25 protein-coding genes and 1 tRNA gene are annotated in these 25,969 nt (G+C 33.8%); 4 read left to right on the forward strand and 22 right to left on the reverse strand.

Translation table 11 applies throughout. The features are described 5' to 3' along the window. Positions 1–21: 21 nt before the first annotated feature. The 18 genes from ACNH59_RS02940 to mraZ all read right to left on the reverse strand — a co-directional run bounded on the left by ACNH59_RS02940 (position 22) and on the right by mraZ (position 18,336). Positions 22–360: a zinc-dependent peptidase gene (locus tag ACNH59_RS02940; RefSeq protein WP_418263949.1), complete on the reverse strand. Its 339-nt coding sequence runs from the start codon at positions 358–360 to the stop codon at positions 22–24. After that, entirely contained in the window at positions 282–845 is a 564-nt protein-coding gene (locus ACNH59_RS02945) for a zinc-dependent peptidase (protein WP_418263950.1), read from the reverse strand. The genes ACNH59_RS02940 and ACNH59_RS02945 overlap by 79 nt, the downstream gene beginning before the upstream one ends. A 122-nt stretch (positions 846–967) precedes the next feature. Next, positions 968–1,396, reverse strand: a complete 429-nt coding sequence (locus ACNH59_RS02950; protein WP_418264869.1) for a CBS domain-containing protein — start codon at positions 1,394–1,396, stop codon at positions 968–970. Positions 1,397–1,523: 127 nt separating this feature from the next. After that, a tRNA-Arg gene (locus ACNH59_RS02955) sits at positions 1,524–1,597 on the reverse strand. Between the two features lie 89 nt (positions 1,598–1,686). Beyond that, a complete protein-coding gene (locus ACNH59_RS02960; protein WP_418263951.1) occupies positions 1,687–2,136 on the reverse strand; it encodes a GatB/YqeY domain-containing protein in 450 nt (149 codons plus the stop codon). Positions 2,137–2,433: 297 nt separating this feature from the next. Further along, on the reverse strand, positions 2,434–4,419 hold the full coding sequence (ftsZ, locus tag ACNH59_RS02965) for a cell division protein FtsZ (RefSeq protein WP_418263952.1): 1,986 nt from the start codon (positions 4,417–4,419) through the stop codon (positions 2,434–2,436). A 53-nt stretch (positions 4,420–4,472) separates the two neighbouring features. Further along, a complete protein-coding gene (ftsA, locus tag ACNH59_RS02970) occupies positions 4,473–5,861 on the reverse strand; it encodes a cell division protein FtsA (RefSeq protein ID WP_418263953.1) in 1,389 nt (462 codons plus the stop codon). A gap of 7 nt (positions 5,862–5,868) precedes the next feature. After that, entirely contained in the window at positions 5,869–6,594 is a 726-nt protein-coding gene (locus ACNH59_RS02975; protein WP_418263954.1) for a cell division protein FtsQ/DivIB, read from the reverse strand. Continuing rightward, a complete protein-coding gene (gene murC / locus ACNH59_RS02980) occupies positions 6,578–7,930 on the reverse strand; it encodes a UDP-N-acetylmuramate--L-alanine ligase (RefSeq protein ID WP_418263955.1) in 1,353 nt (450 codons plus the stop codon). Before murC ends, ACNH59_RS02975 begins: the two co-directional genes overlap by 17 nt. 96 nt (positions 7,931–8,026) lie before the next feature. Then, a complete protein-coding gene (gene murG / locus ACNH59_RS02985) occupies positions 8,027–9,115 on the reverse strand; it encodes an undecaprenyldiphospho-muramoylpentapeptide beta-N-acetylglucosaminyltransferase (protein WP_418263956.1) in 1,089 nt (362 codons plus the stop codon). Between the two features lie 17 nt (positions 9,116–9,132). Then, on the reverse strand, positions 9,133–10,431 hold the full coding sequence (locus tag ACNH59_RS02990) for an FtsW/RodA/SpoVE family cell cycle protein (RefSeq protein WP_418263957.1): 1,299 nt from the start codon (positions 10,429–10,431) through the stop codon (positions 9,133–9,135). 73 nt (positions 10,432–10,504) lie between these two features. Then, the gene (gene murD / locus ACNH59_RS02995) at positions 10,505–11,836 is read right to left on the reverse strand and encodes a UDP-N-acetylmuramoyl-L-alanine--D-glutamate ligase (protein ID WP_418263958.1); all 1,332 of its coding nucleotides are present in this window, start codon (positions 11,834–11,836) and stop codon (positions 10,505–10,507) included. 1 nt (position 11,837) lies between these two features. Then, positions 11,838–13,067 carry a phospho-N-acetylmuramoyl-pentapeptide-transferase gene (gene mraY, locus ACNH59_RS03000; protein ID WP_418263959.1) on the reverse strand — a complete coding sequence of 410 codons (1,230 nt, stop codon included), beginning with the start codon at positions 13,065–13,067 and terminating at the stop codon, positions 11,838–11,840. 51 nt (positions 13,068–13,118) lie between these two features. Then, positions 13,119–14,585 (reverse strand): UDP-N-acetylmuramoyl-L-alanyl-D-glutamate--2,6-diaminopimelate ligase, encoded by a 1,467-nt coding sequence (locus tag ACNH59_RS03005; protein ID WP_418263960.1) that lies wholly within the window; start codon positions 14,583–14,585, stop codon positions 13,119–13,121. 40 nt (positions 14,586–14,625) lie between these two features. Next, complete coding sequence (locus ACNH59_RS03010) at positions 14,626–16,629, reverse strand: penicillin-binding protein (RefSeq protein WP_418263961.1); 2,004 nt, start codon at positions 16,627–16,629, stop codon at positions 14,626–14,628. Continuing rightward, entirely contained in the window at positions 16,620–16,967 is a 348-nt protein-coding gene (locus tag ACNH59_RS03015; protein ID WP_418263962.1) for an FtsL-like putative cell division protein, read from the reverse strand. The genes ACNH59_RS03010 and ACNH59_RS03015 overlap by 10 nt, the downstream gene beginning before the upstream one ends. A 12-nt stretch (positions 16,968–16,979) precedes the next feature. Then, positions 16,980–17,888: a 16S rRNA (cytosine(1402)-N(4))-methyltransferase RsmH gene (gene rsmH / locus ACNH59_RS03020; protein ID WP_418263963.1), complete on the reverse strand. Its 909-nt coding sequence runs from the start codon at positions 17,886–17,888 to the stop codon at positions 16,980–16,982. Continuing rightward, positions 17,863–18,336, reverse strand: a complete 474-nt coding sequence (mraZ, locus tag ACNH59_RS03025) for a division/cell wall cluster transcriptional repressor MraZ (RefSeq protein ID WP_418263964.1) — start codon at positions 18,334–18,336, stop codon at positions 17,863–17,865. The genes rsmH and mraZ overlap by 26 nt, the downstream gene beginning before the upstream one ends. 378 nt (positions 18,337–18,714) lie before the next feature. On the opposite strand from mraZ, the gene ACNH59_RS03030 reads away from it, so the two are divergent. After that, positions 18,715–19,479 carry an alpha/beta fold hydrolase gene (locus ACNH59_RS03030; protein WP_418263965.1) on the forward strand — a complete coding sequence of 255 codons (765 nt, stop codon included), beginning with the start codon at positions 18,715–18,717 and terminating at the stop codon, positions 19,477–19,479. Positions 19,480–19,626: 147 nt separating this feature from the next. After that, positions 19,627–20,250: a ribosome biogenesis GTP-binding protein YihA/YsxC gene (yihA, locus tag ACNH59_RS03035; protein WP_418263966.1), complete on the forward strand. Its 624-nt coding sequence runs from the start codon at positions 19,627–19,629 to the stop codon at positions 20,248–20,250. Between the two features lie 145 nt (positions 20,251–20,395). Here yihA and ACNH59_RS03040 read toward each other — a convergent pair whose 3' ends face one another. The 3 genes from ACNH59_RS03040 to gldB all read right to left on the reverse strand — a co-directional run bounded on the left by ACNH59_RS03040 (position 20,396) and on the right by gldB (position 22,265). After that, positions 20,396–20,764 carry a hypothetical protein gene (locus ACNH59_RS03040; RefSeq protein WP_418263967.1) on the reverse strand — a complete coding sequence of 123 codons (369 nt, stop codon included), beginning with the start codon at positions 20,762–20,764 and terminating at the stop codon, positions 20,396–20,398. A gap of 203 nt (positions 20,765–20,967) precedes the next feature. Further along, positions 20,968–21,309 carry a gliding motility protein GldC gene (gldC, locus tag ACNH59_RS03045; protein WP_418263968.1) on the reverse strand — a complete coding sequence of 114 codons (342 nt, stop codon included), beginning with the start codon at positions 21,307–21,309 and terminating at the stop codon, positions 20,968–20,970. Continuing rightward, a complete protein-coding gene (gene gldB, locus ACNH59_RS03050) occupies positions 21,309–22,265 on the reverse strand; it encodes a gliding motility lipoprotein GldB (protein ID WP_418263969.1) in 957 nt (318 codons plus the stop codon). Before gldB ends, gldC begins: the two co-directional genes overlap by 1 nt. A gap of 102 nt (positions 22,266–22,367) precedes the next feature. On the opposite strand from gldB, the gene nadE reads away from it, so the two are divergent. Next, the gene (gene nadE, locus ACNH59_RS03055; protein WP_418263970.1) at positions 22,368–23,168 is read left to right on the forward strand and encodes an NAD(+) synthase; all 801 of its coding nucleotides are present in this window, start codon (positions 22,368–22,370) and stop codon (positions 23,166–23,168) included. A gap of 125 nt (positions 23,169–23,293) precedes the next feature. After that, complete coding sequence (locus tag ACNH59_RS03060; protein WP_418263971.1) at positions 23,294–23,923, forward strand: LuxR C-terminal-related transcriptional regulator; 630 nt, start codon at positions 23,294–23,296, stop codon at positions 23,921–23,923. Here the strand turns inward: ACNH59_RS03060 and dnaG are convergent. Further along, on the reverse strand, positions 23,920–25,890 hold the full coding sequence (gene dnaG, locus ACNH59_RS03065; RefSeq protein ID WP_418263972.1) for a DNA primase: 1,971 nt from the start codon (positions 25,888–25,890) through the stop codon (positions 23,920–23,922). The genes ACNH59_RS03060 and dnaG overlap by 4 nt on opposite strands. Positions 25,891–25,969 lie beyond the last annotated feature (79 nt).

The raw sequence follows: 25,969 nt of genomic DNA on the forward strand, positions 1-25,969 counted from the left end.
TACAACATTAATCACACTCAATTAGCAACTCAAATCAATTGCTTCAAAGTTTAGCATCACAAGAACGCTATGATATAATTCAGGATGGGCTTTTTTAAATTTATCAGGTGTTTCAAAAAAATGTTCTAAAATCACAGCTAAAAACTCAAATTGATTTTGATATGCATACAAGCGAAAATATCCTTTTTGAACCAATTTAGCATTGAGTTGCTCTTCTTTAAAATATTTCATCACTTCTACAAATCCATCTTGAAAAGCAGCTGCACTTATTTCATCACTTCTTAAACAATGAAAATGTAAGACATGAGCAAATTCATGTAGACCCAGATTGATATTATCATTTTGAATACTATGTCCCAAAATAAAATCTTCCAGGAAAAAACAACTGATTTCATTTTAGGATTAAACTCCCCTTTATGATAACTACTATTCACTGAAGAATAATATGCTGAAGGATAAATGATAATTCTAGAAAACAGCCCCGTGAAGTATTTACGTAACCCAAAGGTCAACATGACATAAGTAGCTCCAATTAGGATTCTCATTTCATCGGTTATCTGGATATCTTTTCCTATAAATAGATATCTGTTTAAAAAGCCTTTCAACCTATGTTCAAAATATTTTTTCTTTTTTAAAGAAAGTCTATCATAAAACGGAAAATTATTTTCCAAAATCAATCGCTGTTTATTGGATATACTTTTAGGAAATGGATACCAATAGAGATACAGTGGTTTATTAAAAACAAACATATAAAATGGCTCTATTACTCTAAATAAAAGTGCTATCAAAAAAGGAGTGACACAGATTGCCAGTATAATAATTTGTAAAAGTTCGTTACTACCCATCCTTAGCTTTGCGTCAAATTACTTTAAAAAACACCTCAAATAGAATACTTTACTACCAAAAGCCAAGATAAAAAAATAGACGCTTCTTTAGCGCCCATTTATTCTAAATTTCATATTATTTTTCATTCTATTTCATATTGATCTAACAAGTACTTTATTACATCAGTAGTAGTAAGAATCCCTACTAAATTTTCTCCATCACAAACTGGTAATGCATGAAAATCATTTTGCACTAATATTGTAGCAGCATCTTTAATAGTGGTGTAATGTTTAATAGTCACTACATTTTTAGTCATTGCTTGTTTAATCGAAAACATATTATAAACCACTGATTCTAAATCCAAATCGGCTTCATCATCTGCTTCAGTACAAGAAACCCGCAACAAATCATTCAAACTTAACATTCCAACAATTTTGCAATTATTGACAACAGGAATATGTCTAATCTTATTACTTTTAAACAAGGTTTCAGCCTTAGACAAATCATCGGTTAGATTTAACTTTACAATATTTTTGGTCATTATAGAAGATACTGGAACTTGCTTTTTCATCATTTTTATTTTATTCTTAAAAAACTAATTACCAATTAGTTAAATATAAATTTACAAAACAAATTCCACAAAAAAAGGATAACAAAAAACTTTTAACTCTTTTTTGTTATCCTTACCTTATTTTTTGTGACTGCGGAGGGGTTCGAACCCCCAACCCTCAGAGCCGAAATCTGATATTCTATCCAGTTGAACTACGCAGCCAATAGATTGCTGATTACCGATTGGAAATTATTGATTTTTGATTTAAAAACCTTTGAACTCACAATCTAAATCACCAGCACTTTGTATCTTTAAACTAAAAGTTTCTTAACTATAGTAGAAATAGTTTTTCCTTCAGCAGTTCCTCCTAATTGTGCTGAAGCTAACCCCATTACTTTACCCATGGAAGCAATTCCTGAAGCACCTGAATCAGCTATGATTTTAGCAATGATTTCTTCAATTTCAGCCTCACTTAGTTGTGCTGGTAAAAATTTTTCAATTACGGCAACCTGTGCTAATTCTGGCTCTGCTAGGTCAGCGCGATTTTGCTCTGTATAAATTCTAGCACTTTCTTTTCTAGTTTTCACTAGACGTTGTAGTAATTTAATTTCCTCATCAGCTGAAATTTCTTCTTTGGAACCTGAAGCGGTTTGCGCTAATAATAACTCTGATTTGATTGCTCTTAATGCTTCTAAAGCAACGGTATCTTTGGCTCTCATGGCAGTTTTAATTTCGTCCATGATTTTGACTGCTAAACTCATATCTATTGATGTTTTTAAATGATGTATAAATGTTCTATTTTACCAAAAAGTTATGAGTGCCCCAGATGGAAGTGAAAAGCATTTTGAGAGCAAATGGATTTTTTTCTAGGATTTAAAAAGCGACCGAAGGAAGCTCTTTTAAAGACTAAGAAAAAACCATTTTGCGATAAAATCTTGTAACGAACAGCTGGATAAGGCCCTAAAATATTCTTCAGAAAAACAGTGGTGCGAAGATAAAAAAAATAACCCGAAAATTAAATTGAATTTTCGGGTTAGCTTTTATTTAGTATATGAAAGTTAATCTACGTTATCGTGTAAAAAAGAATTATTAGAACGCAATTGAACATCGTTATTACTATCCATGCCAACCGACATTCTTGAAGTAGCGTTGTTCGTTTGTTGATTAGAAATATCTATCCCTAGTCTTTTATACGCTGGTTCTTTCTCGTATTCTTCTACTTTGGAAACATTATTATGAAACTTATAGTTGAATTCTTTTAATTTTTTTCTTCTTTCATCAGCTCTCATTCTAAGCGTTTCCTCGATAGTCATTTCCATTGGAGAAATATCTTCGAATTTTGGCTCTTCTTTCTGAGAGAAATCCACTTGTTTCATAGTGATATTCAACTCTTCTGGAATTACTTCTTCTACTACTTTTGCAGCAGGCTTAGAATTTAACAATTCGTTTTCGGCCTCCATATATTCTTCTAGAGAATACTTAATAATTCCGTTCTCTGACAATTCTGTCACAGGCACGAACTGTACTGGCTGATTTACTTTAATATCACGAGTTTCATTAGTCAATTCAAAAACCGTGTTCTCTTCCACTTTTGCAACAGGTTCTACTTTTTTCTCTAATGGCAAATCAAAAGTAAAACTAGTTTGCTCTTGTTTTTCGATTGCTTTAGGCTCTTGAAAAGTTCTAGCTTGTTCAGCCTTAGTGGTAGAAAAATTATACTCAATATCTTTCATTGGCGAAACGATTTCAAAAGTCACATCTAAATTTTTAATAAATTCAGACATTACCACTAAGTCATCATTTTCTGCCGATGGAGTCACAACTGGAGCAGCAACAGGTTCAGCTACTGGCTCTAAAACCGCAATAGGCTTTGGAGTCACTTCGTCTTCAATTAATTCAAAGACAACTCTTTTTTCTTCTTCTTTATTTGCTACAGGAACATCTGTAGTTAAATCAAAACTAGCTACTGTATTTTGAGATAAATTGTACACACTTTTTTGTTCGTCTTCAAGTGTATGGATAATCTTTTTTGGTTCTGTATTTACAATTCCGTTTTGTTGTTCAATATCAAATCCCGTTGCGATAATAGTAACAGCAATGGCATCACCAAGTGTTTCATCTTCACCAACTCCCATAATAATATTAGCATTAAAACCAGCTTCAGTTTGGATATGGTCATTAATTTCACCAATTTCATCTAAAGTGATTTCATTAGAGCCAGAAACGATGAGCAACAATACGTTTTTGGCACCTGTAATTTTATTATCATTTAATAATGGAGAATCTAGAGCAGAAACAATCGCTTCCTTAGCTCTGTTTTGCCCTTCAGCAATAGCAGATCCCATGATAGCTGTTCCGCTATTTGACAATACCGTTTTAGCATCGCGTAAATCGATATTTTGAGTATAGTGATGCGTAATTACTTCGGCAATTCCTCTAGAAGCAGTAGCTAAGACTTCATCAGCCTTAGAGAATCCAGCTTTGAAACCAAGATTACCGTACACTTCTCTTAATTTGTTATTATTGATAACAATCAAAGAATCTACTTGCTTACGTAATTTCTCAATACCTATTAAAGCTTGTTCTTGACGCACTTTCCCTTCAAAAGAAAAAGGAAGTGTTACAATTCCAACAGTTAAAATTTCTCTTTCTTTGGCTAATTGAGCAATAACCGGCGCAGCACCTGTACCTGTACCTCCTCCCATACCAGCGGTGATAAAAACCATCTTAGTATTACGGTCTAACATTTTTTCGATATCAGCAATACTTTCAATTGCGGATTGCTGACCTACATCAGGATTTGCACCAGCACCAAGTCCTTCAGTCAGGTTTACACCTAATTGAATCTTGTTAGGAACTCCACTGTTTTGCAATGCCTGTGAATCAGTATTACAAACAATGAAATCTACACCTTTGATTCCTTGTTTAAACATGTGATTAATGGCATTACTACCACCTCCACCTACACCTATAACTTTTATCACATTTGATTGATTTTTTGGTAAATCAAATGAAATACTTCCAAATTCTGAGTTGCTCATCATTTTATTTGGTTTTTGATATTAATACTATTTCGTTATTTTTTTTAGACAAAAAATTATTCTGCATTATCTAAAAAATCTTTAATCTTGTCTACATATCGATCAAAAAACGTTCTCTTGATCTTGTCACCTGTAGACTCTTCTTTCTTTGGACTGGCAATCACACGCTCCTCCACTTCATTCTCTACAGCTACTTTCTCATACTGATCTTTAACAGGAGCCGGTTCCCGATGAAATACTGTTTTTGGCGCTACCAACTCTTCAACTCGAACTGCACTTTGCGTTTTATTCTCAATACTATTCATCACCAATCCAACTGCTGTTGCATATAAAGGACTAGAAAATTCTTGGTCAGAATCACCAGCTAAATGTTCATTAGGGTAACCTATCCTAGTATCCATTCCGGTGATGTATTCCACCAATTGTTTGATGTGTTTCAATTGTGCTCCACCACCTGTAAGTACAATTCCCGCAATTAATTTTTTGCGAGGATCTTCATGACCATAGGCTTTGATTTCAGTAAACACTTGCTCAATAATTTCCACTACTCTCGCGTGAATAATTTTTGACAAATTCTTCAGCGAAATTTCTTTAGGCTCCCTACCTCTTAATCCAGGAATCGAAACAATCTCGTTGTCTTTATTCTCACCTGGCCAAGCGGAACCAAATTTCACTTTTAATAACTCGGCTTGTTTTTCAATAATTGAACAACCTTCTTTGATATCATCAGAAATCACATTTCCACCAAACGGTATAACCGCTGTGTGGCGAATAATCCCATCCTTGAAAATAGCTAAATCTGTTGTTCCTCCACCGATATCAATTAAAGCTACTCCTGCTTCTTTTTCCTCTTGACTCAATACTGCATCTGAAGATGCTAGAGGTTCTAGAGTCAAACCAGATAATTCTATACCAGAACTTTGAATACAACGGCCTACATTACGAATAGAAGAAGCTTGTCCTACTACCACGTGAAAACTAGATTCTAGTCTTCCACCGTACATTCCTATAGGTTCTTTGATTTCAGATTGCCCATCAATCTTAAATTCTTGTGGCAATACGTGAATAATCTCTTCTCCTGGCAACATTGCCAATTTATTCACCTGATCAATCAACATTTGGATATCGGCACCGCCAATTACCTCTTCAGGATTGTTTCTACTGATATAATCAGTATGTTGAATACTACGGATGTGTTGTCCTGCAATACCCACAACTACATCTTTAATCTTGTACCCTGAACTATCTTCAGCGTCTTGTACTGCTTGTTGTATAGACTGTATGGTTTGTGTAATGTTATTCACCACACCGCGCGCTACACCTAAACTTTTAGATTTTCCTACTCCTAAAATTTCGAGTTTTCCATACTCGTTCTTTTTACCTATCATGGCAACAATCTTGGTCGTCCCAATATCTAGACCTACTGCAATGTTCTCTTTTTCCATTAATCTATTATTTAGTGCAAACTACTTGTTGTGTAAATCGAAGATCTATCCTCTTGTAATGATACAAAGAACTATCTAAAATGGCTTTTTGATAAAAAGCCTTATAATTCCTAAATTTATCTTCAACTTTTATGATACTACCAAAATCTATTTGATAATTAAAATCTCTATTGTGCATTTTTAAGCTTCCGTTCGGCATTATTTGAATCGCAGTGATGTTTTTTTTCAAAAAATCATCATCATAAATAATGCGACATAAGTCGGTTAATTTCTCCCTATTTCTTTCGTTGAATGAACCAGAAACAAGTGGAACTCTAGCTGTAAAATTATCCGACAGAGGCATTTTACTTCCCTCATACCCAATATAAAAAGAACTATCCCCCACGAAAACCCTTGCAATTGGGGTCTTTTGTTTGACCACTGCTTTTAACACACCATCGATGCTCACAAACACATCTGACTTTTCAATCATCTCATTTGAATCTAGGGTGTTTTCTAGCTTATTCAAATCTAATTTATCTTTTTCAATGCTTGAAGCATTAGTCTTATTTTCTATTAACAATTTATTAACCGTTTCTCTTTTCACAAAAAGAGAGTTATCTCCCATAAAAACAACCACAGATTTCTTTAATTTTCGATTACTATTTCGATTAGAAGTAAAAGAAAAAAGAGAAATAAGGATTACAAAAATCAGAATCAATCTAATATTTGCCCAGTTAATTATTTTTTTCATTTAATACTTGTTTTATCGTTCCTACTAATTCTCCAATATCACCTGCACCAATAGTTACAATAATAGGCGCATCACTTTCTAAAATAGAATCAATCAAATTTTCTTTTGAAACCAGTTTTTTATTTTTGGATTCCATTTTACTCATCAACCAAGTTGAAGTTACACCCTGCATCGGCAGTTCTCGTGCTGGATAAATTTCCATTAAAATAGTTTCATCAAAAGCAGACAAACTTTTAGCAAAATCATCTACAAAATCATTTGTTCTGCTAAACAAATGAGGTTGAAAAATAGCCAATACTTTCTTCCCAGGATACAATTCCCTTACCGCTTGATGCACCGCATTAATTTCTGTAGGATGATGTGCATAATCATCAATATACACCAAATCATCAGTTTTAATTTGGTATGAAAATCTCCTTCTGATTCCTTTAAATGATGCCAAGGCCATTGCAATTGCGTCGGTTGGGGTGCCATATATATCCGCCATAGCAACAGCCATTAAAGCATTCATTAAATTATGCCTTCCAGGTAATCCAAAACGAAAATTACTCATCACTCCTTTTGGACTTTGGATATCAAATACGTAACTACTATTTTCAATTCGTACATTAATTGCACTGTATACTGCCTCTTCGTCTACTGCAACCGTTACCCCCTCTAAAGGCAATTCCTTCGTAACAATCAAACGACTTTTATCTTCAATTTTATCTGCAAACTCAACAAACGACTTTTCTATTTCATCACTTGTTCCATAAATATCCAAATGATCTGCATCCATTGAAGTTACACAAGCAATATTAGGATGCAAATGCAAGAAGGAACGATCAAACTCATCTGCTTCAACAACAGTTACCGTTTTTCCACTTCCTATTAAGTTAGAATTATAATTCTCTACAATCCCACCTATAAAAGCCGTAACATCAGCACCACTATCATGTAAAATATGACCTAAAATACTTGAAGTTGTAGTCTTACCATGTGTTCCTGCAACTGCAAAACAAAAGGTATCTTTAGTAATAATACCTAAAACTTCTGCTCTTTTTCTAACATGATATTTTCGTTCCAAGAAATAATTCCATTGTGAATGTGCTTTTGGCACTGCTGGAGTAATGATTACCAAGGTGTTTTCCACAAAATAATCCTCGGGGATTAAATCAATTCGGTCTTCAAAATGAATTTCAATTCCATTTTCAATCAACTCCGAAGTTAATTGAGTAGGTGTCTTATCATAACCCGAAACATTCTTACCGATATACTTAAAATAACGAGCCAAAGCACTCATCCCGATGCCGCCAATACCAATAAAAAAGACGTTATGTATTTGATTTAAATTCATATCCTGTTTCAATTTCAAAACTCAATTACAAAATTCAAATTTCAATTGCCTTTCATTTTTGACTTTTGAAATTGATTTTTGACTTTTGATTTTTTGTTACTTTATTAATGTTTCTATTTTATCTACAATCATTTTCGTAGCATTTGGCATTGCCAATTCTTTTATATTTTCACTTAGTTGTGCTCTTTTACCTTCATCTTTTAATAGAGATTCAAAAACAACTGCAAAAAGTTCGTCTAATTCATACTCTTTCAACATCAAAGCACCTTTTTTATCCACTATTGCTTTGGCATTTTTAGTTTGATGGTCCTCTGCAACATTAGGAGACGGAATAAAAATTACTGGTTTGCCCACAATACATAATTCAGATACCGATGATGCACCAGCTCTAGAAATAATAACATCTGCTGCTGCATAAACCAAATCCATCCTCTCAATAAACGCCACTACTTGTACAAGTTTAGAGTTGTACTTTTTATAATCTTCAAAATATAATTTTCCACATTGCCAGATGACCTGAACATTTTGAGATACAATTGCCTCTAGTTCTTTTTCAATTAACTGATTTACTCTTCTAGCTCCTAAACTACCGCCAAGAATTAGTAATGTTTTTTTATTGGGGTCTAATTGAAAATACTGAACAGCCTCTTCTCTCTTGTTGTCAATAGCAATCAAATCTTGTCGAACAGGGTTCCCTGTTAATAGCATTTTTTCTTTTGGAAAAAATCGCTCTAAATTTTCATATGCTACACAAATGACATCTGCCTTTTTACTTAAAATTTTATTTGTAATCCCCGGAAAAGAATTTTGTTCTTGTATTACTGTTGGAATCCCCAACATGTTTGCCATTTGTAATAACGGCCCGCTAGCAAAGCCACCTGTCCCAATCACCACATCTGGTTTAAACTTTTTAATTATTTTTCTAGATTTAAGTAAACTATCTACCAACTTAAACGGAAACATCAAATTTTGTAAAGTCAATTTTCTTTGTAAACCAGCAATCCACAAACCTTCAATAGCGTAGCCCGCTTGCGGAACTTTTTGCATCTCCATTTTGTCTTGAGCACCTACAAATAGAAACTCTGCATCAGGAAATCGAGACTTCAATTCATTAGCAATAGCAATCGCTGGATAGATATGTCCTCCAGTTCCACCCCCACTTAGTATGAATTTTTTTGGCTTCATTTTATTAAAATTTGATCTTATTTATTTAAAACAGCATGCATCGGATTTGAAACTTTATCCTCTATTGAATAACCACCACTAGCTGCATCAAACTTTTCGTCAGCTAACAATTGTTCATCAATTAACTTTTGCAAAGCTTCCTCTCTTCTAGCAGCTTCTTTTTGTTCTTGCTCAATTTCTTCTTCTTTTTTAGTCACTCCAATTATAATACCCAAGGCAATACAAGTCATCCATATAGAAGTACCCCCGCTACTTATTAATGGTAAAGTTTGCCCCGTTACAGGTAATAACTCTACCGCTACAGCCATATTGATCATTGCTTGAAAAATCATTGGAAACCCTAATCCTATCACTACTAATTTTCCAAAAGTTGTATTGGCTTTATGAGAAGCTACTATAAATCTAAAAAGCAACAAGAGATATAAAATAAGCACTCCAAAACCTCCAACTAGTCCATACTCTTCAACAATAATGGCATAAATAAAATCAGAGGAAGATTGCGGCAAAAAGTTCTTTTGCACACTTTTCCCAGGACCTAAACCATAAATTTTTCCAGATGCAATGGCTATTTTGGCTTTCTCTATTTGATAATCATCTTCATCAGGTTTATCTGTAGCAAAACTTTCAATTCTACTCTCCCAAGTATTCACACGGCTAAAGAACTTTGAATCAGGAAATGCTTTTGACAAAGTCCAAAAGAATGCCAAAGAAACAATACCCATCCCGATGATATAACTCAAATATTTCAAAGGATATTTCCCCACGAAAACTAACATAACTATCATGGAAAAAATCAATGCAGTTGTAGAGAAATTAGATGGTAAAATAAACATTAAGGTTATAAATACTGGCAACCATAGTTCCTTAAACGACTCTACAAAAACAATTGGATTTTCTCTAGTTTTTGACAAATAACGTGCTACATAAATATACAACACCAATGCAGCTAAAGCGGAAGGCTGGAATGAAATACCGATAAAAGGGATTTGCAACCATCTACTAGCATTGGCACCGCCAATAACAGTTCCTTTAATCATAGTAATTGCCAAAACTACCCAAATAACAGGAAGTAACAATCTAGAAAATGACCTGAAATATTGATAAGGTATTCTATGAATAGCATAAATAATCCAAAACCCACATATTACATGCCCCAAATGCTTCAATAAATAACTCAAAGTATTTCCAGTACCATGACCTAGATAAGCCAAGTTGCTACTAGCGCTAAAAACTGGCATAAATGAAAACAAAGCCAATAAAGCCACAAAGGACCAAATTCCTTTATCTCCCTTTAATTTACTTATCAGTTGTTTCATTTTTAATTTATGATTTTGGATTTTGGATCTAGGATTCTTGCGTTAAAACCTAATTCCTTAATCCTGATTTTTTTTACAAATTCTGAACAGCTTGCTTGAACTGATTTCCTCGGTCTTCATAACTTTCGAACAAATCAAAACTTGCACAAGCAGGTGATAATAATACAGTATCTCCTTTTTCACTCAAACGTTGCGCCATAATAACGGCTTCTCTCATAGAAGTAACTTCTACCATCATATCCACCACATTTCCAAATGCATCAATAATTTTTTTATTATCAACACCCAAACAGATGATTGCTTTTACTTTTTCACGCACTAAAGACATCAACTCATTATAGTCATTCCCTTTGTCAACACCTCCTACAATCCAAACCGTTGGAGTATTCATACTGTCCAAAGCAAAAAAAGCTGCATTTACATTTGTCGCTTTCGAGTCATTAATGTACTGTACATTTTGAATCTTCAACACTTTTTCTAAACGGTGTTCAACCCCTTGAAAATTTGACAAACTCTCACGAATTGTAGCTTTTCTTACTTGCATCAATTTAGCTACAGAAGTCGCTGCCATTACATTCTTCATGTTATGTTTACCTTCTAAAGCAATAGTTTCAGTTTCCATTTTAAATTCGTCTTGGTTGATTGTTATTTCCATAATGTTGTTTTGTATAAAGGCTCCTTCTTCAAATGTTTGTGACAACGAGAAAGGAATTAGTTTTGCTTTTGTTTTATTGTTTTGTAACCAGTTTGCTATTGCTTCATCATCTGCATCATAAATCAAATAATCCTCTTCGGTTTGATTCATCGTAATTCTAAACTTAGCAGCTATATAATTTTCATATTTATAATCATACCGATCTAAATGATCTGGACTGATGTTGGTTATAATTGCGATATGTGGCTTATAATTAATAATTCCATCCAATTGAAAACTACTTAACTCCAAGACGTAGGAATCATAGTTTTCGTCAGCCACTTGCCATGCAAAACTCTTTCCAATATTCCCACCTAATCCTACGTTCAGACCAGCTGATTTTAGCAAATGATAGGTTAACATCGTAGTTGTGGTCTTCCCATTACTACCCGTAATCCCAATTGTAACGGCATCTGTAAATTGGTCTGTAAACTCTATTTCTGAAATTACCGAAATCCCTTTGGCAATCATTTTCTTAACAATGGGTGCTTTATCTGGAATCCCAGGACTCTTCATCACCACATCAGCATTGAGTACTAAATCCTCCGTATGCTTTTCATCTTCCCATTCAATTTCATTATCATTAAGAACTTGCTTATACTTTTCTTTTATTTTTCCAAAATCAGAAACAAAAACATCGTATCCTTTTTTCTTTCCTAAAATAGCGGTTCCTACACCACTTTCTCCTCCTCCTAAAACTACTAACCTCATCTTATCTCAGTTTTAATGTAACAATAGAAAGAATCGCTAATAAGATGGCAACAACCCAAAAACGAGTGACAATTTTACTCTCGTGGTAACCTTTCTTTTGATAATGATGATGCAAAGGCGACATCAAAAATATTCTTCGGCCTTCGCCAAATCGCTTCTTAGTATACTTAAAGTAACTCACTTGTAAAACCACTGATAAATTTTCAACTAAGAAAATCCCACACAATAAAGGAATTAGCATTTCTTTACGAACAGCAATTGCCAAAACAGCAATAATTCCACCTATAGTTAAACTACCAGTATCTCCCATAAATACCGAAGCTGGATAAGAGTTGTACCAAAGAAATCCAATTAAAGCACCCACAAATGCTGAAATAAAAACCGTCATTTCCCCCGAGTTAGGGATGTACATAATGTTCAAATAATTAGAAAAAATAATATTTCCTGAAAGAAAAGTAAATATCCCTAAAGCGAGAACTGAAATGGCAGATGTTCCCGCGGCAAGACCATCAATTCCATCGGTTAAATTGGCTCCATTAGAAACGGCAGTAATGATAAAAATGACCACTGGAATAAAAACCAACCAGGCCCATTTTTCATAACCTTCTCCTGTCCAAGCCAAAACTTCAGCATAGTCAAATTCATTATTTTTAAAAAAAGGAATTGTGGTTGCTGTTGATTTTTCCTCCACTCCAGCTGGATAAATTGTAGCTTCAGTAGTTAATTTAAATACATCGCGTTTACTAGTATCCGTACGTACAGTGACATCGGGACTAAAATATAAAACATAACCTACTATTAGTCCTAAACCAACTTGTCCAAAAACTTTGAAAATACCTTTTAAACCTTCTTTATCTTTTTTGAAAATTTTGATATAATCGTCAATAAAACCAATTGTCCCCATCCATAACGTAGTTACTATTAATAGAATAACATAGATATTATGAAGTTTCGCAAACAACAATACAGGCAGCAAGGTTGCAAAAATGATAATCAGACCTCCCATAGTAGGAGTCCCTGCTTTTTCATTTTGTCCGGCCAATCCTAGCTCACGTACGGTTTCACCTACTTGTTGCCTTTGTAAAAAAAGTATAATTCTTTTACCATAAATTGTAGACAACAAAAGCGATACTATGAACGCGAGTGCTGATCGAAAACTGATGTACTGAAAAACTCCAGTTCCAGAAACATCTTGTATCTTGTTTAAATAATCAAATAAATAGTATAGCATAGTCTAGATCGTTGAATGGTTCATTATAATTTCAAAACTCCTTTTTGAATATTATTTACCTAATTGTTCTAATATTTCTTTTACTGTTTTCATATCATCAAAATCATGACGGACACCATTAATCTCTTGATACGTTTCATGCCCCTTTCCTGCAATCAATATAATATCATTCGCAACTGCTAATTGACAGGCTGTTTTAATCGCTTGTTTTCTATCGGTAATCGCTAAAACCTTTTTATAATTTTGAGCCGCGACTCCTTTTTCCATTTCATGGATGATTGTTTCGGGATCCTCATTTCTTGGATTATCTGAAGTCAAAACAACTTTATCACACATCTCAGTAGCGATACCAGCCATAATAGGACGTTTTGCTTTATCACGATTTCCACCACAACCTACAACGGTAATCAATTGTTCATTTTTCGTTCTTATGTCATTGATGGTTTTCAATACATTTTCTAAAGCATCAGGTGTATGAGCATAGTCGACTATCGCTGTAATATTCCCTTTAGAAACAATAAATTGAAAACGCCCCGAAACACTTTCTAAATCAGATAATAGTCGCAATGCCTCCAAGCTATCCATTCCTAATTCAATGGCGGTTCCATAAATTGCTAATAAATTATATGCATTGAAAGTCCCAATTAGTTTTACCCAAACCTCATTGTCGTTTATTTTCAATAATAAACCTGACAACTGATTTTCTAGAATTTGTGCTCTATAATCTGCATAGGATTTCAAAGCATAAGTACATTTTTTGGAAGCCGTATTTTGTAACATTACTGCTCCATTCTTATCATCAATATTGGTAATCGAAAAGGCCGTAGCAGGCAAATGATCAAAAAACGCTTTTTTAACATCTCTATATTCTGCAAAAGTTGCGTGATAATCCAAATGATCGTGAGAAAGATTTGTAAATACACCTCCAGTAAAATGCAATGCTTCGGTTCTTTTCTGATGAATTCCATGAGAACTTACCTCCATAAAACAATATTGAACTCCCACCGTTCTCATTTCTTCTAAATAATGATTGATTGTGATAGAATCTGGAGTTGTGTGCGTTGCTTTATATTCTACTTCATCTACTACAATTTTAACAGTAGAAATCAATCCCACTTTAAAACCTGCTTTTTGAAACAACTGAAACAACAAAGAGGCAATTGTAGTTTTTCCATTTGTTCCGGTAATCCCAACCAACTTCAAATCTCTAGAAGGGTTATCGAAATAATTAGCAGCCATAAATGCCAAGGCTTTATTGGTATCCTCTACTTGTATATAGGTAATCCCAGACTTTACATTCTCTGGTAAGGTATCGCAAACAATAGCGATAGCACCTAAATCAATTGCTTTCTGAATAAAATCATGACCATCAGCTATAGTTCCTCGAATAGCAACAAAAACATCGTTAGGTTCTAATTTTCTGGAATCAAATTCTAACTTATTGACAGTAATATCCGTAGAACCTTTTATAGATTCAATGGCTACCTTATATAATATGTCTTTTAAAAGTTTACTCATTTTAGTTTCATTTATTCCAAAACCTTGGAAGGTCTACAATCTACATTAATTCTAGGGTGATGGCTGTATTTTTAATTATATCTTGTCCTGCTTGCAGCGACTGGGTTTTGACCTTTCCTAAACCTTTAGCCTTAACTTTAAGTCCTAAATTCTCTAACAATGCAATAGCATCCATACCTGGCATTCCTTTTACATTTGGAATTCTAACTTGTTGTTTTTGAAGCATTGCAAAATATTTATTATAACTATTCTCCTGTTTTTCGATTTTCTTATTGATGTTTTTAATTTCATTTGTGGAAGGCACATCAGTAAAAATTTTCTGTGCTATTCTCTTAAAAACAGGACCTGCAACATCAGCACCGTAATAATTATTATTCACTGTACTAGGTTTATGCACTACTACTATACAAGAATACTTGGGCTGATCCACAGGAAAGAAACCCACAAATGAGGAAGCATAATACTTTCCTGCTCCGCCATCTTTACTATAATTTACTTGAGCAGTTCCTGTTTTTCCGGCCATCGAAAACTCTTTGGTGTACAACTTAGAACCTGTTCCTTTTTTGACCACATTTTTCAAAACTTCTTTTAGTTTTAAAATTGTTTCCTGTGAACATATCTTCGGATTAATGACTTCAGTCTCCACTTTTTTAATGGTTTTATTCCACTCTTTGATTTCTGAAACGAAATGTGGCTTGACCATCACTCCATTATTTGCAACCGCATTATAATAAGCCAAAGTTTGCATTGGTGTCACCGAAACTCCATAACCAAAAGCCATCCAAGGCAAAGAAATATTAGACCATCGTTTACTTGAAGGCTGTGGAATGTATGGCCTTCCTTCCCCTTTAAAATCCATATTCAATTTCTTATTCAATCCATAAGAATTCACATGATTTACAAAACGTGATGGATTGTCTTTATAACCTTCATAAACAGCCTGCACCATTACTGTATTTGAGGAAAGCTCAAATCCTCTAGCTAATGAAATCTTACCATACCCTCCTTTGTGTGAATCTCTTACCGCTTTACCAGAATACCTGATTTCACCACCTTTACTATCATATACAGAACTTGTATCGGCAATCTTATCTTCTAGCAAAGCCATCAAATCAACCAATTTAAACGTCGATCCAGGCTCATGAGATTCAGCCACAGCATAATTAGTTGTTTCATAATAAGTACCATCCGTTGCTCGCCCTAGATTAGAAATGGCTCGTACAGCACCTGTTTTGGTTTCCATCACAACAACACAACCATGATCTGCTTCATATTCTTGGAGTTGTTTCAACAAAGCATGATGTGCAATATCCTGAATGTAAACATCAATTGTTGAAATTACATCATAACCATCTTGTGGATCCACTTCATTGACATCGCGAATGGGTTTCCACTGTCCTTTTGCTATTTTTTGCTTTAAGATCTTCCCGTCTTTCCCATTTAGATAATCTCTATAAGCCCATTCAATCCCTTTACCGTCATAAGTTCCCTCACCTATTTTTCTTTCATAACCAATGGTGCGTTCGGCTATTTTCCCAATAGGATGCTCTCTAACAGTTTTTTGCTCCACAATGATCCCGCCTTTATAAGCACCCAACTTAAATAGTGGGAAATTCTTAATTTGAATATATTGTGTATAACTCAAATCACGTGAAATCAAATAATACCTGTTATTTGTGGCTCTAGCTCTTCGAAGTTCATTTTGAAAATAACCACTTGGTTTCCCTAAAACGGAAGCTAACGAATCAGACAAGGCCGCTACATTCTTTTCAAAAACCTCTGCTTTTGGTGCCAATGCATCAAAACGAATTTCATAATTGGGAATAGAGGTCGCTAGTAAACTTCCATCAGATGAATAGATATTTCCTTTATTGGCTGGAATAACAAAATTTCGAACAGTTCTCTCTTTAGCCAAGCTTCGATAATATTCCCCCTCTACCCACTGAATATTGGTTAATTTCACAGCAATAGCAATCGCCATCAAAAAGATAACAAATGCCACTAGGTACATTCTATAGGATATGTATTTTTCCTCTATTGCCATATTCTTTTGAAAAAACTTTTTTCTTCTTCTTTTTTAACCTTAATTTTTACTGGAGGCACCGTTGAAGGATAAATAGCTCTATCCATCATTTTAGCAGAAACAGTTGACTCCATTCTTAGTTTCATCAATTGAGAACGTCTGTCTACAAACTCAGAACGTAATTCCTTAACTTCACTTGTAAGAGCAGCAATTCTGAATACTTTTTGCTCATAACGCTGCGTGTTTGCAATCATTATAATACCCAACACAATCAAAAAAACGATAAAACGCCAATTTTTTATCGCATCATCATCGATAAGAAATTTAGCCTTTAATAAACTGTAGATTCCGTTTTTCATCTTTAGACGAGATTACTTTTTTTCAGCGATTCTTAATTTAGCAGAGCGCGCTCTATTGTTTTCTTTTATCTCAGCGGCATCGGGAATAATTAATTTCCCAACTGACTTGAACGGAACCGAGAAATTGCCAAAGAAATCACGTTCAGGCTCCCCTTCAAACAATCCATTTTTCATAAAACGTTTTACCAATCGATCTTCTAAGGAATGATACGAAATCACACTCAACCTTCCACCTGGCTTCAACACTTCTAATGATTGCTCTAAAAACTCTTTTAAAACATCCATTTCTTGATTTACCTCAATACGTATAGCTTGATAAATTTGAGCCAAAACTTTATTTCGAACCTTTTCAGGTAAATATTTAGCCAAAACTTCTTTTAACTCATCAGTAGTTTTTATAGGGCGATTTGTTCTTGCTTCTATAATAGTTCTAGACAAAGCAGGAGCATTTTTTAATTCGCCATAATCATAAAAAACTCTTCTCAAATTAGCGTCATCGTATTCATTGACCACCTTATAAGCACTCAAATCATTTTTTTGACTCATTCTCATATCCAAATCCGCATCAAAACGTGTAGAAAAACCTCTTTCTGCTACATCAAATTGATGAGAAGAAACACCTAGGTCTCCTAAAATGCCATCAACAGACTTTGCTCCATAAAAACGCAAAAACCGTTTTATAAAACGGAAATTTTCATTAATCAAAACAAAACGACTGTCGTCTATTGCATTTGCCAATGCATCTTCATCTTGATCGAACGCAAACAATTTTCCGTTTGGTCCTAACCTTCTCAGAATCTCTCTTGAATGTCCACCACCACCAAAAGTCACATCTACATAAACCCCGTCAGGTTTTATATCTAGGCCGTCCACTGATTCGTGCAATAAAACTGGATTATGATATTCCATTGTCGTCGTCATTTAAATTTCCCATTACATCTTCTGCTAAATCTGCAAAATCAATATCTTCCCCATTGATTGATTGCTCATACAAATCCTTGTCCCAAATCTCCACAATATTCACTGCTGATGAAAAAACAACATCTTTAGAAATATTAGCAAAAACAACCAAATCTTTTGGAACTAATAATCGTCCAAGTGAATCTACCTCGACCATCTTAACACCTGCTGTAAAACGTCTGATAAAGTCATTATTCTTCTTTACAAAACGATTCAGCTTATTGATTTTTGCCATCATCAAATTCCATTCTTCCATTGGATACAACTCCAAACAAGATTGAAACACAGAGCGCTTCAAAACAAAACCGTCTTGAAGAGAGCTAGTTAGCTGCTTTTTCAAAGGAGCTGGCATCATTACCCGCCCTTTAGCATCAACTTTACACTCATATGTCCCTACAATTGTATTCAAGTCTTTTTATTTAATGAAATGATTTAAGCAAAAATATAAAAAATTTTACCACAATTTACCACATAATACCACTTTGTTGATAAGTTTAACCACTTTCAACTACAAGAGCTTAATTTTTGGAGGGTCAACTCATTAGCCTATCATTTATGAGGTAGTAAGAATATTCATCAGCCTCAAAAAAAGGTTTAAACAATTTGTAAAATTTTAACTATTACACTTCATTTTCATCAATAACACACAAAACTAAATCCGCTTCAAAAAGTTTATTTTAGCAAATAAAATCCTTCAATAAATATTACACCCAAAAAAGAGTACCAAAAATTCATATTTACTTATTAAATCCTATATTTGTCAAAATTGAAATCTGGAATAAATAACATGGAAAAGCACTACAAGAAAGAAGGTAGATATAGCTATTATGAAGCTGGGGAGGGCACTCCTATTGTAATTTTACACGGTCTTATGGGAGGACTAAGTAACTTTGACGCAGTCGCTAGCCACTTCTCAGAAAAAGGATATAAAATTGTCATTCCAGACTTGCCTATTTACACACAAAGCATACTTAAAACAAACGTAAAAAGTTTTGCGAAATACGTCAAAGACTTTATCACATTTAAAGGATTTGACCGCGTTATATTACTAGGAAATTCTCTTGGAGGACACATTGCTTTGTACCATACCAAAATGTATCCTGAAAAAGTTGCAGGACTTGTGATTACAGGTAGCTCAGGGCTTTACGAAAGCGCTATGGGAGATAGCTACCCTAAAAGAGGTGATTACGAATACATCAAAAAGAAAGCTGAAGATGTATTTTACGACCCTAAAGTAGCAACACCTGAATTGATAGACGAAGTATACGCCTCTGTCAATGACCGCATCAAACTCATCAAAACATTAACAATTGCCAAAAGTGCGATTCGTCACAATATGGCAAAAGATTTACCAAAAATGCATGTACAAACCTGTATTATTTGGGGAAAAAATGACAAGGTTACCCCTCCTGATGTTGCGTTAGAATTCAACAGCTTACTCCCTAATTCAAGCTTGTACTGGATAGACAAATGCGGACATGCCGCAATGATGGAACAACCAGAAGAATTCAACCAATTACTGGAAGAATGGCTTACTAAAACCAACTTATAGCCTCTTTTTTTTAAACAAAAGAAACAAATCAACATTTTAACCATTAGGATTTTTTAGCCCTTGAACCTTTTAAAGCTAAAATTCTTAATGGTTATTTTTTGGACTAAATTTAAAAATCGTTTCTTTGCTCTTTAATATGATCATAGTATGAAAATCAATACCGCCGAATTTATAGTCAGCAATTCTGACGCTTCAAAATGTCCAAAAGATTTTTTACCAGAATACGCTTTTATTGGTAGGTCAAACGTAGGAAAGTCTTCTTTAATCAATATGTTAACCAATCAAAAAAAACTGGCCAAAACATCTGGAAGACCTGGAAAGACTCAGTTAATCAATCACTTTTTAATAAACAAAAACTGGTTTTTAGTTGATTTACCAGGTTATGGTTATGCTAAAGTTTCTAAGAAAACAAAATCCGTTTTTCAACAGTTCATCACGGATTATTTTGAAAACAGACAACAATTGGTATGTGCTTTTGTGCTTATTGATATTCGCCATGAGGCACAAGCTATAGACATTGAATTCATGTCCTATATGGGAGAAAGCGAAATTCCGTTTTGCATTATATTTACCAAAGCCGATAAAATCAGTAAAACCAAAATCGATTCCCATATCGCCGCCTATAAGAAAAATATGTTTGCAAATAACTGGGCCGAAATGCCTCAATATTTTGTAACCTCTTCCACAGAAAACACTGGAAAGGAAGAATTATTACAATTTATAGATGATGTCAATCAAGACGTATTTAAGAATAACAATAGTCCATTTTAGATATACAAAAATAAAGAAACCCCAAAAGCAAATGATTTGTTTTTGGGGTTTCTTTATTAATGCGATGTAGATCAAACAATCATTGCTTACGATAATACAATCTCGCTTGTGTACACAAAAAAACTCAAAGCAAGTACTCTGAAGTTTAATTTTTCAAAAGCGTAATTTTAAATTCCTCATCCTCTAAAATCATTTTATCGCTTTCAATTATACTTTCGTAGGTAAAAGGAGTCCCTGTTTCATCCTTAATTGTCAAACTTCTGCCTTTTTTGGTCAATATATATAGCCCATCAACAAAATCTCTTTCTAGATGACCACTTACATAACCATCATCTGTAAAAGTTAATACTCCTCTTGCTAAAATATCATCTTTAATAGAATCTGAAACTGGTACTTTGGCTACAACTTCTGTTACTTTCCACGAATCAACCAGTTTTTTTCTTTTTTTATTACATGAAACCATTAATACGGTTAACAGTACAACACCGAATAAAAATAATATAGATTTTTTCATAATTTAAGATTATTAGATTAAACACTAACAAGTTACGATAAAAAATTAAATTTAAAAACACTATTCGTAATTTAATTCCTTACCATCAGTCAATTTCTAATAAAGTATTATGATGTAAAAACCTACTAATCTAAAAAATGTCCAAGTACAACACAACTAAAAAAAAATTCCCACACACAAAGAAGTGTACTACTTCCCGAACATTACTTCTCCCCTGTTAATTCTAATTTTTCTGCAAAATACTCACAGAAATCTTTCATTGTAGCCGACATTTTTTCATCTCCAGTTGCACGATGAAAAGTATCCGTCATTGCAACTAAGGTTTGATGAAAGAAAACCTTCATTTCATCCACAGGCATGTCTTTTGTCCATAAGTCAATACGCATGCTTTCTTTAGCTTTACTATCCCAGATCGACAGCATTATCGCTTTAGCTTCCTCTAGTTCAACTCCACCGTCTTTAGCAGACCACATTAGCTTTTCGGGAATGCGGTTTTCGTCTAATTCAACTAGAAAATTTATTTCAGATCTATTTTTATTTGCCATTATTTCTTTGGTTTATATTTTGATTTTTCAAATAATTCTTTTGCATCTACAGCAAAAAGCTGCTCTAAAGTCACTTCGTTATTTTCCATATAGGAACGCACCATTTGCCACCCTAACCACGCTCCTACTTGACCTGGACTTTCATTATCAATTTCCAAATAGAATTTAGAAAACGGAGCCGGATTTACAAATCTTGATGCCAATTTAGCATCATCACTATATAACAATTGTTTTTCAATAAAATATTGCCACATATATTGTTCGTTTTCTTGGCACCACATCAACTGCTCTGGAGTATACCCTATTTTATCTGCATCACTCACATCAGACAATAGCATATCTTTTAAATATAATTCTTTACCTGCATAAATCATTTTAGAAAGCAAGCTTTTTTCTAAATTTGGCTTCACCTTATACCTAAAATAACTAGAAACTACATCAGGCATCATTTGTTTTTTTTCAAAATTTTGTTTTATATATTTCGGAAATTCATAGAAACGATGTTCTTTACCTAAATACATTTCAAGAGCCACAATCACCAAACTATCTGCATATATAACCTTATTATTATAATCCATTTCAGCAATTACAGTAACTACTTTAGGTGTTTTAGTTTCAGGAAAATAATATTTTATGTATTTGAACAAAGATTCAAAATTAGAAGTTTCAGCATCAAAATCAGGAAATTTCTTTTGCACTTCTTGATACAATTCTCTCCACAATGGATTTTGCATTTTTTCTATCCAAACTGCATCATCATTTCCTTGTGGAAAAAACAAAGGATATTCCTTTTTTATTTTATCTAAATTTTGAGGTTCTGTTTCAAAAAAGGCCTGATCAAATCGTTCTACCTTAATTTCTAATGGGATTTCATCAACTTGCGCTTCAATTTTTGTTTTTTTATCACAAGAAATCAAAAAGAGCCCTAGAAGAAACGGAATAAAACATATTTTCATTTTATTTTCTTTAAATTTGTCGCGAATAAACTACTATTTACAATCTAAATAAGCAATAGGTTGCAAATATACATATTCCTGCTTTTTAAAACTGAAACAAATATGACTAAAAAAAGTACTATACTAGTTGAAAAAGTAAACACACACATTGTCAACTGGTTAAAAAAATATGCTGAAATTGCAAAAGTAAATGGATTTGTTGTTGGAATTTCAGGAGGAGTTGACTCCGCCTTAACCTCGACTTTATGTGCACAGACAGGTCTAAAGGTATTATGCGTCGAAATGCCAATTCACCAACACAAAGACCATGTCAGTCGAGGACAAGAACATATAGAACAACTGAAAGCAAGATACCCAAATGTTTCCAGCATCGCTACCGATTTGACACCTGTTTTTGAAACCTTCAAAAATCAAGTACCAAATGATTTTGAAGACAAACAATTACAATTAACATTAGCAAATACAAGAGCAAGGCTAAGAATGACCACTTTGTATTATCATGCAGGTGTTCATGGCTTACTTGTTGCTGGAACCGGAAATAAAGTGGAAGATTTTGGAGTAGGATTCTATACAAAATATGGAGATGGCGGAGTTGATATTAGTCCAATAGCAGATTTAATGAAATCGGATGTGTTTGCACTAGCTGCTCATTTACAAGTTCCAGATTCTATTTTAAGAGCCAAACCTTCGGATGGACTATTTGGAGATGAAAAAACAGATGAAGAACAACTAGGAGCTAGTTACGATGAATTGGAATGGGCAATGCTAGCAGACGAACATAAACTAGCAGACACAAACTTCTCTGAAAGAGAAAAAATTGTTTTTGCTATCTATCAGCGCTTAAACAAAGCCAACCAACACAAAATGAACCCAATACCAGTATGCAAAATCAACAATATTTGATTTTTTGTCCGAAAAATTTGTAATGTTGTATTTTTTTAACTAACTTTATTTAATCATTCAACAACCTCATTACGAAACAGATAACTATAAATTATAAATTAAATACCACAAATAAATTAAATACCATGATAAAAGTTTGTTTAGCTGATAGCTTACCCGTAGTACATTTTGGAGTAAAATCATACTTCAAAGATCATTCAGATATATCAATTGTTGCCAATGTAGGTAGCTTTTTAATGATTCGAGACATTCTGCTTACTAAAGAAATTGATGTTCTTATTTTAGATCTTGAGTTAGAAGGACTTGCGAGTATATTTGAAATAAAATCAATTTTGAAGAATTTCCCAAAAACAAAAATCATCATTTTTAGTGGACTTTCAGAACAGATTTATGCACCAAACGCAATAAAAGCAGGGGTTTCTGGATATGTTCATAAGAAAGAAAAACTAGAAACCTTAGGTCAATCGATTGTAAAAGTACACCAGGGAAAAATCATTATGAACGAAACCGTTAAGAAAAACTTAGCTTTGATTGCTAAGCAAAGTAAAAGCGAACGTTTATACAGAAAACTTTCAAACCGTGAGGTGGAAGTGTTGCGTTATTTGAGTGGAGGTAAAAAGAACCACGAAATTGCTGAAATTCTTGGATTAAACGAAAAAACAATTAGTACTTACAAATTAAGATTACTAACCAAGTTAAACGTAACCAACTTAGTTGACTTAGTTGAAAAAGCTAAAAAACTAGAAATTGTCTAACTAAAACGAGACATAACCCTTCCTAATTTTTTAGAAAAAGCGTTAATAAGGGTATTATAATCCATAATCATTGAAATAGACTCCGTATTATCTGCATCAGATGATATGGAGTTTTTTAATTCTTCAATAATACTTCCTACTAAATACCATCGCATAGTTAAAATAGTTTCGTTTACATTTTGAGCTATTGTTTCATTCTTTAATTTAGGAAAGATGTTTTGCCCTTCCCAGTTGTGCATCACTAATTTCTCATCCTCCATTAAGATATCTGTTACTTCTTGAGCAAACTCTGGTGGCAAATGCATTAAATACTGTTCTAGACTAAAACTCTCATTTTGCAAATAATGATTAATTAAGTCATTAAAAATCCCCCTAAACAAAGGATTAGCCAACTCTACTTCATCTTCCTGAAGACTGAGATAAATCCGCTGAAAAACTTTTAACTCTTTCTTTTCAGTCACGTTAACCACCTCACCTTCTTCATTAGCTTTCATAAAAGTATCCTCAAACTCTTCCACTTTATCGCCGTAGAGCAATAAAATTTCTATAATTTTGCGTTCGAGACGATACAAGACATCTACTTTCTCTAATGCCTGAAGGTTTTCATTTTTAACTACTTCAAAAGATTTTTGCTCCTTTTTTCCTTTCTTTTCAATCTCAGCAACATCTTTTTGAGTTAACTGTGCCAAAGTACTCACCAAGACTTGTTCCGAAATATCCATAATACGGGAACACTCCTGAATGTAAATTTCACGTTGAATACGGTCTGGAATTTTAGAGATACTATGGACCATATCTCGAATTAGGTCGGCTTTTTTTATCGGGTCATCCTTAGCCTCATCCATCAACAATGATGCTTTGAATTGAATAAAATCCTTAGCATTGTGTTCCAAATAGGCAACCAAATCATCATAAGAAGATTTTCGTGCAAAGCTATCTGGATCATCACCATCTGGAAAAGTACAGACTTTCACATTCATTCCTTCTTCAAGAATCAAATCGATTCCCCGAATGGAAGCACGCAATCCTGCAGCGTCACCATCAAAAAGCACAGTGATGTTTTTTGTTAATCTATTAATCAGTCGGATTTGATCAGGAGTCAAAGCGGTACCTGAAGAAGCCACCACATTTTCGATTCCCGATTGATTGAACTGAATTACATCTGTATATCCCTCCACCAAAAAACAATTATTCAGCTTAGCAATTGATTGTTTAGCCTGAAAAATTCCATATAAAACTTTACTCTTATGGTAGATATCACTCTCAGGTGAATTCAGGTATTTTGCTGCCTTTTTATCGTTAGTTAAAATTCGTCCACCAAAACCAAGCGTTCTTCCTGACATACTTTGAATAGGGAACATCACACGACCTTTAAAACGGTCAAAAGGACGATCTTCTTTAGGAATAGTTAAACCCGTACTTTCAAGAAATTCCAATTTGTAACCCTTACCTAAGGCTTCTTTGGTAAAAGCGTCCCAAGTTTCAGGTGAATATCCTAAGCTGAATTTCTCAATCGTTTCGTTGGTAAAACCTCTTTCTTTAAAATAAGACAACCCAATTGCTTTTCCCTCTTCCGTTTTTAACAATGTCGAATGAAAATAATTTTTAGCAAATTCAGAAACCAAATACATACTCTCACGAGCATCCATATTGGCTTTTTCCTCATTGGACTGTTCCGTTTCTTCTATTTCAATATTGTATTTTTTAGCTAAATACCGAATGGCTTCTGGATAAGTAAAATGTTCATGTTCCATCACAAATGCAATAGCATTTCCCCCTTTTCCAGAACTAAAATCTTTCCAAATTCCCTTAGCTGGCGAAACCATAAAAGACGGAGAGCGTTCGTCAGAAAAAGGACTTAATCCCTTAAAATTACTTCCCGCACGTTTTAATTGTACAAAATCGCCAATTACCTCCTCAACACGAGCAGTTTCAAATACAGTATCTATAGTAGCTTTTGAAATCAAAATAAATTAGGCTAAAAGTTGCAAGAAGCAAAGTTACGATATGAATCGCAATTGCAAAATCAAAAATGAATTGTAACCG

This window comes from Flavobacterium faecale (assembly GCF_048320115.1).
In the GTDB taxonomy this organism is placed as follows: Bacteria; Bacteroidota; Bacteroidia; order Flavobacteriales; family Flavobacteriaceae; genus Flavobacterium; species Flavobacterium faecale_A.